Origin of the sequence: Streptomyces sp. NPDC050703, from assembly GCF_040654435.1 — a bacterium.
In the GTDB taxonomy this organism is placed as follows: Bacteria; Actinomycetota; Actinomycetes; order Streptomycetales; family Streptomycetaceae; genus Streptomyces.
In genome coordinates this window covers 1-13,990 of sequence record NZ_JBFAHX010000049.1, presented here as the reverse complement: position 1 = coordinate 13,990, position 13,990 = coordinate 1, and the positions used below count along the sequence as shown (strand labels likewise).

Here is a 13,990-nt window from a genome sequence, read left to right as displayed (position 1 = left end):
AGGGATCGTTCAACGATCCTCTACCTTGGCGGGCACGGCTCGCCACCCGTCGGGCCCCGCGCTCGAACCGTCCGCGCCCGAACCGTCCGCGTACGACCCGCTCGCGTACGACCCGCTCCGGCTCGACCCGCTCCAGCACCCTCCGTCCCTCATCTGCGAGGTGCCCATGAGCACGACCCCTCCCGCCAAGGCCGCTCCGGCCGACATCGATCCCGAAAGGGATATATCGCCGGGTGACGACGGCGTCCTCGGCTGGCTCCGTGCCCTCGGTCCGCGCGGCCGCCGGGCCTTCGCCGGAGCCTTCGGCGGCTACGCCCTCGACTCCTACGACTACTTCACGCTGCCGCTGAGCATGGTGGCGCTCGCCGCCTACTTCGGCCTCGACAGCGGCCAGACCGGGCTCATCACCACGGTGACCCTCGTGGTCTCCGCCGTGGGCGGTGCCGTCGCGGGCGTCATCGCCGACCGGATCGGCCGGGTCAAGGCGCTGATGATCACCGTCATCACCTACGCCGTCTTCACCGTGGCCTGCGGCTTCGCACCCAACTACGAGACCCTGCTGGTCTTCCGCGCCCTCCAGGGCCTCGGTTTCGGCGGCGAGTGGGCGGTCGGCGCGATCCTCGTCGCCGAGTACGCCACCGCCAAGAACCGCGGGCGTACCCTCGGCGCGATCCAGAGCTCCTGGGCCGTGGGCTGGGGACTCGCGGTGGTCGTCTACACCGTGGTCTTCCACTTCCTGGACGGGGACATCGCCTGGCGCGTGATGTTCTGGACGGGCGCGCTCCCCGCCCTGCTGATCATCTATGTGCGCCGCAACGTGCAGGACGCGCCGGAGGCCGCCGAGGAGCGGCGCAGGAGCACCGACAAGGGCTCGTTCACCGCCATCTTCAAGCCGGGGCTGCTGCGCACCACGCTCTTCGCGGTGCTGCTGTCCACGGGCGTGCAGGGCGGCTACTACACGCTGGCCACCTGGGTTCCGACGTATCTGAAGAGCGACCGCGGCCTCACCGTCGTCGGCACCGGCGGCTACCTGGCCTTCCTCATCTCCGGCGCCTTCATCGGCTACCTGGCGGGCGGCTACCTGACCGACATCCTCGGCAGGAAGCGGAACATCACGCTCTTCGCCTTCCTCTCCGCGGCCTGCATCCTCGCCTACACGAACATCCCCGACGGGGCCAACGGCCTTCTCCTGGTGCTCGGTTTCCCGCTGGGCTTCTGCATGTCGGCGATCTTCAGCGGCTTCGGCTCGTTCCTCAGCGAGCTGTACCCGGCCGCCGTGCGCGGCACGGGGCAGGGCTTCACGTACAACACCGGCCGCGCGGTGGGCGCCGTGTTCCCCACCATGGTCGGCTTCCTCGCCGACAGCTGGGGCGTCGGCGGCGCGCTGGTCTTCGGCGCCCTGGGGTACGCCCTCGCCGTCGTCGCGCTGTTCGGCCTGCCGGAGACCAAGGGAAGGGAACTGCTGTGACGAAGCCCGCGCACACCGAAGCCCCCCGGTACCGCACCGCCGCCGAGGCCCGCGCGGCCTTCCGGGCCGGCGAGGCGCGGCCGACCGCGGGCTGCGCCGCCGGATACACGCAGGCCAACCTCATCTCGGTCCCCGCCGACTGGGCGTACGACATGCTGCTGTTCTGCCAGCGCAACCCCAAGCCCTGCCCGGTGCTCGACGTCACGGACGCGGGCTCCTGGACCACTCCCCTGGCCCCCGGCGCCGACCTGCGCACGGATCTGCCGCGCTACCGCGTCTGGGAGCACGGCACGCTGACCGACGAGCCCACCGACGTCGTCGGCCACTGGCGTGACGACCTGGTGTCGTTCCTGATCGGGTGCAGCTTCACCTTCGAGTGGGCGCTCGCCGACGCGGGTGTCCCCCTGCGCCACATCGAGCAGGGCCGCAACGTCCCGATGTACGTGACCGAGCGCCCCTGCCGTCCCGCGGGGCGGCTGCACGGCCCCATGGTGGTCTCCATGCGGCCCGTGCCGCCCGAGCACCTGGACGACGCCATCAGGGAGAGTTCCCTGATGCCCGCGGTGCACGGCAGCCCGGTGCACTGCGGCGACCCCGCGGGGCTCGGCATCGCCGACCTCGGCCGGCCCGACTTCGGCGACCCGGTGGTCCCGCGGCCCGGCGACATCCCGGTCTTCTGGGCCTGCGGGGTGACGCCGCAGGCCGCGGTGATGGCGTCCGGGCCACCCTTCGCGATCACGCACGCGCCCGGCCGGATGTTCGTCACGGACGCCCGCGACGAGCAGTACCGCGTGGCGTGACCGACGAGAACCACAGGAGAATCACGCACATGAGCACCCCGACCATCGACCTCAACGCCGACCTCGGCGAGGGCTTCGGCCGCTGGCACCTGACCGACGACGACGCGCTGCTGTCCGTCGTCACCAGCGCCAACGTGGCCTGCGGCTTCCACGCGGGCGACCCGGCCACCATGCGCCGGGTCTGCGAGCGCGCCGCGGAGCGCGGGGTACGGATCGGGGCGCAGGTCTCCTACCGCGACCTGGCGGGCTTCGGCCGGCGCGCGATGGACGTGCCGGCCGCCGAGCTGGCGGCCGAAGTGGCGTACCAGATCGGCGCCCTGGAGGTGTTCGCGCGGGCGGCGGGCACGCGCGTGGCGTACGTCAAGCCGCACGGCGCGCTCTACAACCGCGTGGTGCACGACGAGGTGCAGGCGGGCGCGGTCGTCGAGGGCGTCCTCCTCGCGCATGACGCGATGCCCGTCCTGGGGCTGCCCGGATCGCGCCTCCTGGAGGCGGCGGCCGGGGCCGGACTCCCGGTCGTCACCGAGGCGTTCGCGGACCGCGCCTACACCGACGAGGGCACCCTCGTCCCGCGCGGCGCCGAGGGCGCGGTGATCACTGACGGGGACGCGGTCGTCGAGCGCTCCCTCGGCATGGCACGGGCCGGCACCGTCACCTCGCTCTCCGGGCGCGGGATCGCGGTCCGCGCGCGGTCGCTGTGCCTGCACGGCGACACCCCGGGAGCCGTGGACCTGGCCCGGCGCGTCCGCTCGTGCCTGGAGTCGGCGGGCGTGCGCGTGGCGGCCTTCGCGTGAGGGCCCTGCCGGTGGGCGAGCACGCCCTGCTGGTCGAACTGGCCGACGGGGCCGAGGCGCAGGCCCTCCACGCCGAGCTGCTGCGCCGGAGGGCCACGGGCGCCCTCCGGGTGCGGGAGATCGTGCCCGCGGCCCGTACCGTCCTCCTGGACGGCCTGGAGGAGCCCGCACGCCTCCGGGAAGAGCTGCCCCGCTGGGAGGTCCCGCCGCTGCCGCCGCGGGAGGGAGCCGTCCTGGAGATCCCGGTGCGCTACGACGGCCCCGACCTCGCCGACGTCGCGGCGCTCTGGGGGGTGGACGTGCCCGAGGTGGCACGCATCCACTCGGCGGCCGAGTTCCGCGTCGCCTTCTGCGGCTTCGCCCCCGGCTTCGGCTATCTGACGGGCCTCGCCGAGCGCTACGAAGTGCCCCGCCGGGCCACGCCCCGCACCACCGTCCCGCGCGGCAGCGTCGCGCTCGCCGGGCCCTACACCGGCGTCTACCCGCGCGCCTCGCCCGGCGGCTGGCAGCTGATCGGCTCGACGGAGGCCGTGCTGTGGGACCACGCGCGCGTGCCCGCGGCCCTGCTCTCCCCCGGCGTGCGCGTCCGCTTCGCCGTGGCCGACGCGCCGGAGGCCCCATGACCGACCGCGCCCTCCACGTCGTGCGGCCCGGGGCCCTGACCACCGTGCAGGACCTGGGCCGCCCCGGCCACGCCCATCTCGGGGTGCCCCGCTCGGGGGCGCTCGACCCGCCCGCGGCACGCCTGGTGAACCGCCTGGTGGGCAACGCCCCCGGCGCGGCGGTCCTGGAGACCACCCTCGACGGCTGTGCCGTACGCCCTCGCGGACCCGTGACGGTCGCGGTCGGCGGCGCCCCCTGCCCGGTGACCGTGGACGGCCGCCCCGCCCCCTGGGGGGCGCCGGTGCGCGTACCCGCGGGGGCGCTCGTCGACGTCGGGTCCGTCGTCTCCGGAGTGCGGTGCTACGTCGCGTTCGACGGCGGCGTGGCCGTCGACCCGGTGCTCGGCAGCCGTTCGACGGATCTGCTCTCCGGGCTCGGGCCGCCGCCGCTCACGACGGGCGCCGTACTGCCGCTCGGCGACCCGAGCGGCACGCACGCACGCGTGGACGCCGTTCCGCAGCCCTCGCCCCCGGCAGAGCTGGTGCTCGACGTGACGCTCGGGCCGCGGGCGGACTGGTTCACGGCGGCGGCCCTGGCGACGCTGACCACGCGTGCGTACCGCGTGTCGTCGGCGAGCAACCGCATCGGCCTGCGCACCGAGGGGCCCGCCCTGGAACGTGCCTTCGACGGCGAGCTGCCGAGCGAGGGCATGGTCCTCGGCGCGGTCCAGGTGCCGCCCGACGGCAGGCCGGTGGTCTTCCTCGCCGACCACCCCACCACCGGGGGCTACCCGGTGATCGCGGTCGTCCGCGAGGCCGGCCTCGCGGCGGCGGCCCAGGCCCCGCCGGGGACGCCGGTGCGCTTCGTCCGCGTCGGCCGGCGCTGACCCGCGGCGGCCCGGGGCCCATCCGCGCCGGCTACACCGCGGGCGCGTCGGCTACACCGCGGGCGCGTCGGGGCCGATCCGGCTGCGGACGGCGGTCTGCACCTCGTCCTCCTCGGCGGGGTCGGCGGCGAGCCTGCGGAGGCGGTTGACGACGCGGGCGTCGCCGGTCTCGGCGTGCCGGGCGGCGACCTCGCGGGTGGACTCCTCGCAGTCCCAGAGGCATTCGACGGCGAATCCGACGGCGAAGGAGGGGTCGGTGGCGGCGAGCGCGCGGGCGGCCCGGCCGCGGAGCTGCGACGAGGCGGTCTCGCGGTAGACGTGGCGCAGCACGGGGGCCGCGCAGGCGATGCCGAGGCGCCCCGCGCCGTCGACGAGGCTCCACAGCGTCGGCGCGTCGGGGCCCTCGCCCCTGACGGCCTCGCGCAGCGCGGCGAGGACCGGCTTGCTGTCCTGCGCACCGCCCCGGCAGGCGAGCACACGCCCGGCGGCGGCCCCGAGGGCGTCGGGGCGGTAGGCCCAGCGCCGGGCGCGCTCGACGGCGGCGACGCTCCGCATGCGTTCGAAGGCCTCGATGGCGGCGTCCACCACGGACCGTGAGGGGCTCTCCACGGCGTGCTCGATGAGGTCGAGGACGGCCGGGTCCTGGGCGTCCGCGAGATAGCGCAGGGCGGTGCCGCGTGCCCCGTCGGAGCCGCTGCGGGCGGCCTCGATGATCTCGGGCCGGTCCTCGGGGCCGGCGACGGCGGACAGGCAGCGGGCGGCGGGCACGTGCAGCACGGCGCCGCGCTCAAGGCCCTCCTGGGCCCAGTCGAGGACGGCCTGGACGCTCCAGCCCGGCCGCGGCCCCGACGGCCGCATCTGGCGCTGCCAGCGGTCGAAGGAGCCCTGCTCGCGCGCGGCTCGCACGCGGGCGCCGATGCCGGGGCGCGGGTCCTCCTCCCAGAGCCGCCAGGGGCGCGGTTCGTAGGCGTCCCGGACGGCGGCGGCGAGGTCGGCCTCGCCCTGGGCGTCGGCGGGGAACCTGGCGAGCACGGAGGCGGCGAGGGCGCGCAGGCCCGCGTCGTCGTCCCGCAGCGCGAGTTCGTCGAGGGCCCAGGCCCAGTTCGCCCCGGTTCGCGCGTATCCGCGCAGGAGCTCCAGGGCGTCGTCGCGGCCGTAGGAGGCGAGGTGACCGAGGACCGCGAGGGCGAGCCCGGTCCGTGAGTCCTCGGTGTCCAGGACGTCCTCGGCGTCGAAGAGGTGCCGCTCGATCTCGCCGAGCCCGCCGTTCAGGTCGAGGTAGAGCCGGGCGTAGTACAGCGAGCGGTTCTCCACCTGCCAGTCGTGGCGTGGGTCGTTCAGCACGCAGTGGTCGAGGGCGGCGAGCGCCTCGTGCCGGGGTGCCGTGAGGGCGTGCAGGGTGCCGTCGCCGCGGCCCCGCTGCAGCAGGCCGAGCAGCGTACCGCTGGGCGCTATGACCGGATCGAACATGGGAAACAGCCTCACATCAAGCGTCGACGCAACCGGGAATCACGCATTACCTGGCCGCGCGCCAACAGGTCGGGCCGCCCGCCGTCTCTTGCTTGTCGAAGACCATTTTCCTCTGCCTCTCGTCAGTGGCCCCGCGGGTCCCGGACGGAGGTCCGGGGGCGGGCCGCTCACGGCCCACGCGGTGCGGCAGAACCTGCCCCGCCGTCGCGTCCGTGAATCACGTCGTCATGATGACCCGGCGGTCGTGCCCGCCGCGACCACATTTCCAGCGCCCCCGTCGTTGCTGGTCGCGTACCCCCTCAGGCGGCCCCGAACAGCTCGATCAGCTCCGTCTTCGCGAACATCCTGGCCGTGTCGATCGCCGACGGGGTGCCCGCCGCGGGATCGGCGCCGCCGTCGAGGAGGGCGCGGATCACCTCGTTCTCGCCCTTGAAGACGGCTCCGGCGAGCGGTGTCTGGCCCCGGTCGTTGGCGCGGTTGGCGTCGCCGCCGCGCTCCAGCAGGGCCCGGACCGCCTCGGCGTGTCCGTGGTAGGCGGCGAGCATCACCAGGGAGTCGCCGCTGTCGTTCGTGAGGTTCGCGGGGACACCGGCGTCGACGTAGGCCGCGAGCGCCGCGGTGTCGCCCTGGCGGGCCAGATCGAAGATCTTGGTCGCCAGCTCCACGACCTCCGGGTCATGGGCTTCGCTCATGGGGGCGTCCGCCTTTCTGGGTGCGCTGCGTGTGCAGCCGTACGAGTGAATCGACAGGGTACTGCCCTGACGGGCACATGGCGCGGCCCGACCGAGGCGGAGGCCCTCCCGACCGCCGTCCACGCCCTGACCTGCTCACGAGTGGCCCTGGCGCCCTCCGCCATTCGAGGGAAATCGTAACGATTTCACTCTTTTGCACCTTTTGTCGTATGGATACATGCTGTGAGCCTGGAACACCTCATGGTGACTGTCCCCCGCGAACCAGGAGAACCCCATGATCCTGTCCATCTCAGGTGTCGTGCTGCTCGGAATCATCGTCTTCCTCTTCTTCCGCAAGGACGGACTCAAGGCCTCCCACGCCCTCGTCTGCGCCCTCTTCGGCTTCTACCTCGCGGGCACCGCCCTGGCGCCGAGCATCAAGGCGAGCGGCGCGAGCCTGGCGAGCCTCCTGGGCGGGATCAAGTTCTGACCTGCCCGCCGCCCCTCGTACGCACCCCCAGGAGACAGACGTGGCCAGGCGCCCACTCCCCCGCATCACGAGCAACGGCACCGCGTCCCTCGCGCGGGGCCGGGAGCTGGCACGGTCGGCCGTCGACAGCGCCACCGACGTCCTCCACCCGCTCATCACGATCACCCGCGGACTGCGCCGCCTCGCGGGGGCCGGGCGGCGCAAGTGGTCGGACACGCCCAAGGACAGGCGCGGGCCCCTGCTGTTCATGGCCGCGTCCGTGGTCCTCGTGGTGGCCCTCGTGCCCTTCGGGGGCATGCTGGCCCTGATCTGCCTGATGGGAGCGGCGGCCTGGGCGGGCCGCGAGCGCGCCGAACCCGTCCCCGAGGGCCCCGACGAGGCACAGACACAGCGGCTGCGGACCCTCTACGAAGCGCTCGTGCCCCACTTCTCCGTCCCCGACGACCCCGCCCCGCTCTACGCCCACGGCGGCGACTGGACGGCGGCCCTCACCTCCTACGCCTTCGACGACACCGGCCGCGTCCGCTGCCTCGCGGTGAGCTATCCCGCGTACTTCGCCGACGGCGACCCGGAGTCCCGCGCGCGCGTGGAGGCCTTGCTGCACGCGAAGGCGGGCCGCGGCCGGGAGTACCACTTCGCCTGGGACGAGGAGGCCAACGAACTGACGCTCACTGTGCTGGCCCCCCTGCCCACCGACATCGCGGCCCAGCGCTTCGTCACCGCCCCCGGCGAGACGGTCCTCGGCTTCACCGACGAGACCGGCGTGCAGCGCACCCTGCCGGTGACCGACGGCGACGACACGCGCGACGCGTCCCCCGTCGTGTGGCGCACCGGCGTCCGGTCCACCGAGCCCCACCTGCTGGTCGTGGGCAGGCCCGGCAGCGGCGCCACGACACTGCTGCGCTCCCTCGCCCTCCAGGCGCTGCGGCACGGCGACGTCCTGGTCGTCGAGGGCAGCGGCACCGGCGACTACGCGTGCCTGGCGGGCCGCGACGGAGTGCTCGCCGTCGAGTGCGGTCTCGCCGGGGCGCGGGCGAGCCTCGAATGGGCGGCGCACGAGACCGAGCGCAGGCTCATCGCCGCCAACCGCGCCCGGCAGGCGGGCCACTCCCCGCCCGAGGACGTCAGGCGCCCCCTGTGGCTGCTCGTCGACCGCCCGAGCGCGCTCGGCCACCTGGCCGCCGCCGACGGCCGCGAGGACCCCCAGTCGCTCCTTGAGGTACCTCTGCGGCACGGCAGGGCGGCCAACGTGACGGTCGTGGTGGCCGACCAGCTCGACTGCCTCGACGCCCTGAGCGACGCCGTACGGCAGCACACACGCGCGCGTGTCGTGCTCGGGCCCGCCGTCCCCTACCAGCTCGCCGAAGTCCTCGGCACGCCGCCGCACACGACACCCACCCAGGACGTCCCGCCGGGCCGGGGCTACGCGCGGCTCGGCACGGGACCGGTGCACCGCCTCCAGGTGCCCGCGACGCCGGACCCCTACGACGACGCCACCAGCGAGACGCACCGGCAGGCGGTCATGGACCTGCTGCCGCCGCGGAGCGGCCCGGCCGGGAGCGCCCCCGCCGCCAGGGCCGCGGACCCCACGGAGCAGCCGGCCACCGCGGAGGGCTGAGCACCGGGGGCGTCAGGCGACGAAGGGGTGCGTGACCTCGGCGCCCGCGCCGGCCCCCGTCTCCACCAGGCGGGCCGCCGCGGCGAGCCGCACCGCGGCCTCCTCGGCCACCGCGCCGCCCACGGTGAACGGCAGCCGCACGTACCCCTCGAAGGCGCCGTCGACCCCGAAGCGCGGCCCCGAGGGCACCCGTACGCCGACGCGCTCGCCGACCTCGGCGAGGCGTGACCCGGAGAGCCCCCCGGTGCGCACCCAGAGCGTCAGGCCGCCGCGCGGCACCTCGAACTCCCAGTCGGGCAGCTCGCGGCGGACGGCGGCGACCAGCGCGTCACGGTTCTCCCTCGCCTGCTCCCTGCGCAGGTCGACGGCGGCCTGCCAGCCGCCGGTGTTCAGGAGCCAGTTCACGGCGAGCTGTTCGAGCACCGGGGTGCCGAGGTCGGCGTAGGCGCGGGCGGCGACGAGGCTGCGGATCACGTCGGGGGCGGCCCGCACCCAGCCGATGCGCATGCCCGCCCAGAACGCCTTGCTCGCCGAGCCGACCGTGATGACCGTGGAGCCCGCCGGGTCGAACCCGCAGACGGGGCGCGGCATGTCCGGGTCCGCGTCGAACCCCAGTTCGCTCATCGTCTCGTCGACCACGAGGACCGTGCCCGCCGAGCGCGCGGCGTCGACGAGCTGCCTGCGCCTGTCCTCGTCGGCGAGCGCGCCGGTGGGGTTGTGGAAGTCGGCGACGACGTAGGCGAGCCGGGGCGCGGCGTCGCGCAGGACCTGCCGCCAGCGGTCCATGTCCCAGCCCGTGAGCCCCTCGGCCATGGCCACGGGGACGAGCCGCGCCCCCGCCTCGCGCATGAGCTGGAGGATGTTGGCGTACGAGGGGGACTCGACGGCGATGCGTTCGCCGCGCCCCGCGAACAGGTGGCAGATGGCGTCGATGGCGCCCATCGCGCCCGTGGTCACCATGATCTGCTCGGGCATGGTCGGGATGCCGCGCGCGGTGTAGCGCTCGGCGAGCATCTCGCGCAGCGCGGGCAGCCCGGCGGGGTAGTCGCCGTGCGTGTGCGCGTACGGCGGCAGCGCTTCGAGGGCGCCCTGCACGGAGCGGGTGAGCCAGGGCTCGGGCGCGGGCAGGGCGGCGCAGCCCAGGTCGATCATGGAGCCGAGCGCCTCGGGCGGCAGCGGTTCGAGACCGCGCGCGGGCAGCGGGTTGCCCGCGGGGGCGGCCGTCCAGCTCCCCGCACCCCTGCGGGATTCGAGGAACCCCTCGGTGCGCAGCGCCTCGTAGGCGGCGGCGACGGTGGTGCGGCTGACGGCGAGCGCCACGGCGAGCTCCCGCTCGGCGGGCAGGCGGGCGGCGACCGGGACACGGCCTTCGAGCACGAGCAGCCGGATGCCGTCGGCCAGGGCCCGGTAGGCGGGCGGCTTGCGGGCCCCCGTGCCGCTCGGCCTGGCCTGCTGGGAGGCGAGGAGCCTGGCGAGCTGGGCCGAGCCCATCGCCGACGTCCACTGAGCCATGATGACCGGTCCACCTTCCCCGAATTGGCCGTGGTTTTGGCCTGCTTCCACGCCACAGGGTGTCATGTGTCCACCGACAGCACTACAGGGGGAGCTTTTCCTTGTCCGGTACGAAGCCCGGGGCGCAGCCCGGCACGACGCCTGGTCCGAAGCCCGGCAGGGCGCCGCACCCGCGGTCCCTCCTTCCCAGACGCCTGGGCCAGCTCTACGGAGGCCTCGTCCTGTACGGCGTGAGTTCCGGACTGATGATCGAGGCCGGCTTCGGCCCCGAGCCGTGGAACGTCCTCAACCAGGGCCTGTCCGAGCTGACGGGCCGTTCCATCGGCGCCGTGTCGATCGTGGTGGGCGCCGCCGTGCTCCTGCTGTGGATACCGCTGCGCCAGCGGCCGGGCCTCGGCACGGTGTCGAACGTCGTCGTCTGCGGCCTGGCGATGGACGCCGTCCTCGCGCTGCTGCCGGACGTCCACGGGCCGGCCCTCCGCGTGCCCCTGCTGGCCGCCGGCATCCTCCTGAACGGGGTGGCCACCGGGCTCTACATCTCCGCCGCCTTCGGCCCGGGGCCGAGGGACGGCCTCATGACGGGCCTGCACGCGCGGACCGGCCGCTCGGTGCGGCTGATCAGGACCTCGATCGAGGTGGCGGTCGTCGCCACCGGCTTCGCGCTGGGCGGCACCGTCGGCGTCGGCACGGTCCTCTACGCCCTGTCGATCGGCCCGCTCGCCCAGTACTTCCTGCGCCTGTTCGCCCTGCCGTCGCCCGCCGCGGGACACGTGGCGGCCACGGGCGGCCCTCCGGAGCGGGCGATACTGCAACCGTGACCTCGCGCGTACGCCATCCCTACCTCGACCACCCCGGCCCCCTCGCCCTCGCCCACCGCGGGGGCGCCGCGGACGGCCTGGAGAACACCGCGGCCGCCTTCCGGCGGGCGGTCGGGCTCGGCTACCGCTACATCGAGACGGACGTGCACGCCACGGCCGACGGCCGCCTCGTGGCCTTCCACGACGCGACGCTGGAGCGCGTGACGGACACGGCGGGACGCATCATCGACCTCCCCTGGAGCGAGGTGCGCCACGCGCGCGTGGCCGGCCGCGAACCGGTGCCCCTCTTCGAGGACCTGCTCGAAGAGTTCCCCGAGGTGCGCTGGAACGTCGACATGAAGGCGGAGCCGGCGCTCCTGCCGCTGCTCGATCTGATGCGCCGCACCGGCAGCTGGGACCGCGTCTGCGTCGGCTCGTTCTCCGAGACCCGGGTGGCCAGGGCGCGGCGCGTCGCGGGCCCGCGCCTCGCCACCTCCCTCGGCACGCGCGGCGTGGCGGCGCTGCGCCTGCTCTCGTACGGCGTGCCCGCCGCCCCGCGCCGCTCCGCGGTCTGCGCCCAGGTGCCCGAGACACACGCCGGCGTCCGCGTGGTCGACCGCCGCTTCGTCCGGGCGGCCCACGCGCGCGGGCTGCAGGTGCACGTGTGGACGGTGAACGACGCCGACCGGATGGCCGCCCTTCTCGACCTGGGGGTGGATGGCATAGTTTCCGATCACATCGAGACGCTGCGCGAGGTGCTGAAGGGCCGGGGGACCTGGGTCTGACCGCCGCAAGGGCGGCACACCACGGGGAACGGCGGGTCACGCGTGAGCACCGACAGCGTGCGGGAGACGGCTGCCGAGAGCGCCGTACGGCGCCGCGAGCAGCACGGCTGGTACGTGTACGACTGGGCGTGCTCGGTGTACTCCACGAGCGTCCTGACGGTGTTCCTCGGGCCTTATCTGACGGAGGTCGCCAGGGCCGCCGCCGACTCCGACGGCTACGTCCACCCACTGGGCATACCGGTCAGCGCCGGATCGTTCTTCGCGTACGCCGTCTCCGCGTCCGTGCTCCTGTCCGTCTTCGTGATGCCGCCGGCGGCCGCGTCCGCCGACCGCTCGGGCCGCAAGAAGCCCCTCCTCGCGGTGGCCGCCTACCTGGGTGCCGCCGCGACGACGGGCATGTTCTTCCTCGACGGCGACCGCTATCTCCTGGGCGGCATCCTGCTGATCGTCGCCAACGCCTCGCTCGCGGTCTCGATGGTCCTCTACAACTCCTATCTGCCGCAGATCGCCCTCCCCCACGAGCGGGACGCGGTCTCCTCGCGCGGCTGGGCCTTCGGCTACGCCTCCGGCGCCCTCGTCCTGGTGGCGGACCTGGTGCTGTTCCTGGCGCACGACAGCTTCGGCGTCTCGGAGGGGACGGCGGTCCGCATCTGCCTGGCCACGGCCGGTGTGTGGTGGGGCGCCTTCACCCTCGTACCCCTGAAGCGGCTGCGGGACCGGCGTGTGGCGCCCGCGGGGCCCGCCGGGCGCGGAGGGCTGCGGCAGGTGGTGTCGACGGTGCGGGACATGCGCCGCCATCCGCACACGCTGGCGTTCCTGCTGGCCTACCTGGTCTACAACGACGGCGTGCAGACGGTGATCTCGCAGGCGTCCGTCTACGGCTCGGAGGAGCTGGGGCTCGGCCAGTCCACGCTGATCGTCGCGGTGCTGCTGGTGCAGGTGCTCGCCGTCGCCGGGGCGCTCGGCATGGGCAGGCTCGCGCGGACCCACGGGGCCAAGAAGACCATCCTCGGCTCCCTGCTCACCTGGACGGCGACCATCGGGGCCGGGTACTTCCTGCCGGCGGGCGCGCCCGTCTGGTTCTTCGTCCTCGCCGCCGGGATCGGTCTCGTGCTCGGCGGCACGCAGGCGCTGTCCCGCGCGCTCTTCTCGCATCTCGTCCCGCGCGGCAAGGAGGCCGAGTACTTCTCGGCGTACGAGATCAGCGACCGCGGCATGGCCTGGCTCGGGCCCCTGATCTTCGGGCTCACCTACCAGCTCACGGGGAGCTACCGGGACGCGATCGTCTCCCTCGTGGCCTTCTTCCTGCTGGGTTTCGCGCTGCTCGCGCGGGTGCCGGTACGGCATGCGGTGCGCGACGCGGGGAATCCGGTACCCGAGCGGATTTAGCAACTGGAGCCAAAGGCCGGTAGTGTACGCGTTTGGCCTGCCAGGCGGACCGTTACTGCGAGCTGAAGTGTCTGGAACGCTGGGTGACATCTACTACCAGATGTGACAAACCGGGCGCTGGTGGGTACAACAAGGGGCGGCATACGACGGCGACGCATGACCCTGAACGGGAATCTTTACCGCCGACCGGACGTTGACCGGATGACGACGACAGCGACACCTGTCCTGTGGGCGACAAGCCCGGGAGGCACGATTCATGAGTGAGCGAGCTCTTCGCGGCACGCGCCTCGTGGTGACAAGCTACGAGACCGACCGCGGCATCGACCTGGCTCCACGCCAGGCCGTGGAGTACGCATGCCAGAACGGACATCGTTTCGAGATGCCGTTCTCGGTCGAGGCGGAGATCCCGCCGGAGTGGGAGTGCAAGGTCTGCGGGGCCCAGGCACTCCTGGTGGACGGCGACGGACCTGAGGAGAAGAAGGGCAAGCCGGCGCGTACGCACTGGGACATGCTCATGGAGCGGCGTACTCGAGAAGAACTCGAGGAGGTCCTGGAGGAGCGCCTCGCGGTTCTCCGGTCCGGCGCCATGAACATCGCGGTGCATCCGCGGGACAGCCGCAAGTCCGCCTGACGACGGACGCGGCGCACGACCGCACCACGTTTCAAGCGCAGCAAAGAGGGCCGGGTCCACTGCTCAGCAGTGAGAT

At 73.9% G+C, this 13,990-nt stretch carries 14 protein-coding genes; 11 read left to right on the top strand and 3 right to left on the bottom strand.

The features are described 5' to 3' along the window. Positions 1 to 166 precede the first annotated feature (166 nt). The 5 genes from AB0I16_RS30925 to AB0I16_RS30905 are packed head-to-tail and all read left to right on the top strand — an operon-like array spanning position 167 to position 4,551. Positions 167 to 1,468 carry an MFS transporter gene (locus AB0I16_RS30925; protein WP_363252968.1) on the top strand — a complete coding sequence of 434 codons (1,302 nt, stop codon included), beginning with the start codon at positions 167 to 169 and terminating at the stop codon, positions 1,466 to 1,468. Next, positions 1,465 to 2,268 (top strand): putative hydro-lyase, encoded by an 804-nt coding sequence (locus AB0I16_RS30920; RefSeq protein WP_363252942.1) that lies wholly within the window; start codon positions 1,465 to 1,467, stop codon positions 2,266 to 2,268. Before AB0I16_RS30925 ends, AB0I16_RS30920 begins: the two co-directional genes overlap by 4 nt. 29 nt (positions 2,269 to 2,297) lie before the next feature. Continuing rightward, positions 2,298 to 3,062, top strand: a complete 765-nt coding sequence (locus tag AB0I16_RS30915; protein WP_363252941.1) for a 5-oxoprolinase subunit PxpA — start codon at positions 2,298 to 2,300, stop codon at positions 3,060 to 3,062. Then, positions 3,059 to 3,685 carry an allophanate hydrolase subunit 1 gene (locus tag AB0I16_RS30910; RefSeq protein WP_363252940.1) on the top strand — a complete coding sequence of 209 codons (627 nt, stop codon included), beginning with the start codon at positions 3,059 to 3,061 and terminating at the stop codon, positions 3,683 to 3,685. The genes AB0I16_RS30915 and AB0I16_RS30910 overlap by 4 nt, the downstream gene beginning before the upstream one ends. Next, positions 3,682 to 4,551, top strand: coding sequence for a biotin-dependent carboxyltransferase family protein (locus AB0I16_RS30905; RefSeq protein WP_363252939.1), 870 nt, complete (start codon positions 3,682 to 3,684; stop codon positions 4,549 to 4,551). Before AB0I16_RS30910 ends, AB0I16_RS30905 begins: the two co-directional genes overlap by 4 nt. A 51-nt stretch (positions 4,552 to 4,602) precedes the next feature. Here the strand turns inward: AB0I16_RS30905 and AB0I16_RS30900 are convergent, their stop codons facing one another. Together AB0I16_RS30900 and AB0I16_RS30895 are read right to left on the bottom strand one after the other, a co-directional pair. Next, on the bottom strand, positions 4,603 to 6,021 hold the full coding sequence (locus tag AB0I16_RS30900) for a HEAT repeat domain-containing protein (protein ID WP_363252938.1): 1,419 nt from the start codon (positions 6,019 to 6,021) through the stop codon (positions 4,603 to 4,605). Positions 6,022 to 6,320: 299 nt separating this feature from the next. Continuing rightward, positions 6,321 to 6,713, bottom strand: a complete 393-nt coding sequence (locus AB0I16_RS30895) for an ankyrin repeat domain-containing protein (RefSeq protein ID WP_076687167.1) — start codon at positions 6,711 to 6,713, stop codon at positions 6,321 to 6,323. Between the two features lie 274 nt (positions 6,714 to 6,987). On the opposite strand from AB0I16_RS30895, the gene AB0I16_RS30890 reads away from it, so the two are divergent. Next, positions 6,988 to 7,182: a hypothetical protein gene (locus AB0I16_RS30890; RefSeq protein WP_062779671.1), complete on the top strand. Its 195-nt coding sequence runs from the start codon at positions 6,988 to 6,990 to the stop codon at positions 7,180 to 7,182. Positions 7,183 to 7,222: 40 nt separating this feature from the next. After that, positions 7,223 to 8,800, top strand: coding sequence for an ATP-binding protein (locus tag AB0I16_RS30885; RefSeq protein WP_363252937.1), 1,578 nt, complete (start codon positions 7,223 to 7,225; stop codon positions 8,798 to 8,800). Between the two features lie 12 nt (positions 8,801 to 8,812). Here AB0I16_RS30885 and AB0I16_RS30880 read toward each other — a convergent pair whose 3' ends face one another. Beyond that, positions 8,813 to 10,312 carry a PLP-dependent aminotransferase family protein gene (locus AB0I16_RS30880; protein WP_363252936.1) on the bottom strand — a complete coding sequence of 500 codons (1,500 nt, stop codon included), beginning with the start codon at positions 10,310 to 10,312 and terminating at the stop codon, positions 8,813 to 8,815. Between the two features lie 194 nt (positions 10,313 to 10,506). Between AB0I16_RS30880 and AB0I16_RS30875 the strand changes: the two genes are divergently transcribed. The 4 genes from AB0I16_RS30875 to AB0I16_RS30860 all read left to right on the top strand — a co-directional run bounded on the left by AB0I16_RS30875 (position 10,507) and on the right by AB0I16_RS30860 (position 13,914). Further along, complete coding sequence (locus AB0I16_RS30875; protein ID WP_363252967.1) at positions 10,507 to 11,130, top strand: hypothetical protein; 624 nt, start codon at positions 10,507 to 10,509, stop codon at positions 11,128 to 11,130. Continuing rightward, the gene (locus AB0I16_RS30870; RefSeq protein WP_363252935.1) at positions 11,127 to 11,894 is read left to right on the top strand and encodes a glycerophosphodiester phosphodiesterase; all 768 of its coding nucleotides are present in this window, start codon (positions 11,127 to 11,129) and stop codon (positions 11,892 to 11,894) included. The genes AB0I16_RS30875 and AB0I16_RS30870 overlap by 4 nt, the downstream gene beginning before the upstream one ends. A gap of 42 nt (positions 11,895 to 11,936) precedes the next feature. Continuing rightward, positions 11,937 to 13,283, top strand: a complete 1,347-nt coding sequence (locus AB0I16_RS30865) for an MFS transporter (protein ID WP_363252934.1) — start codon at positions 11,937 to 11,939, stop codon at positions 13,281 to 13,283. 256 nt (positions 13,284 to 13,539) lie between these two features. Then, the gene (locus tag AB0I16_RS30860) at positions 13,540 to 13,914 is read left to right on the top strand and encodes an RNA polymerase-binding protein RbpA (RefSeq protein ID WP_030360404.1); all 375 of its coding nucleotides are present in this window, start codon (positions 13,540 to 13,542) and stop codon (positions 13,912 to 13,914) included. Positions 13,915 to 13,990: the final 76 nt, after the last annotated feature.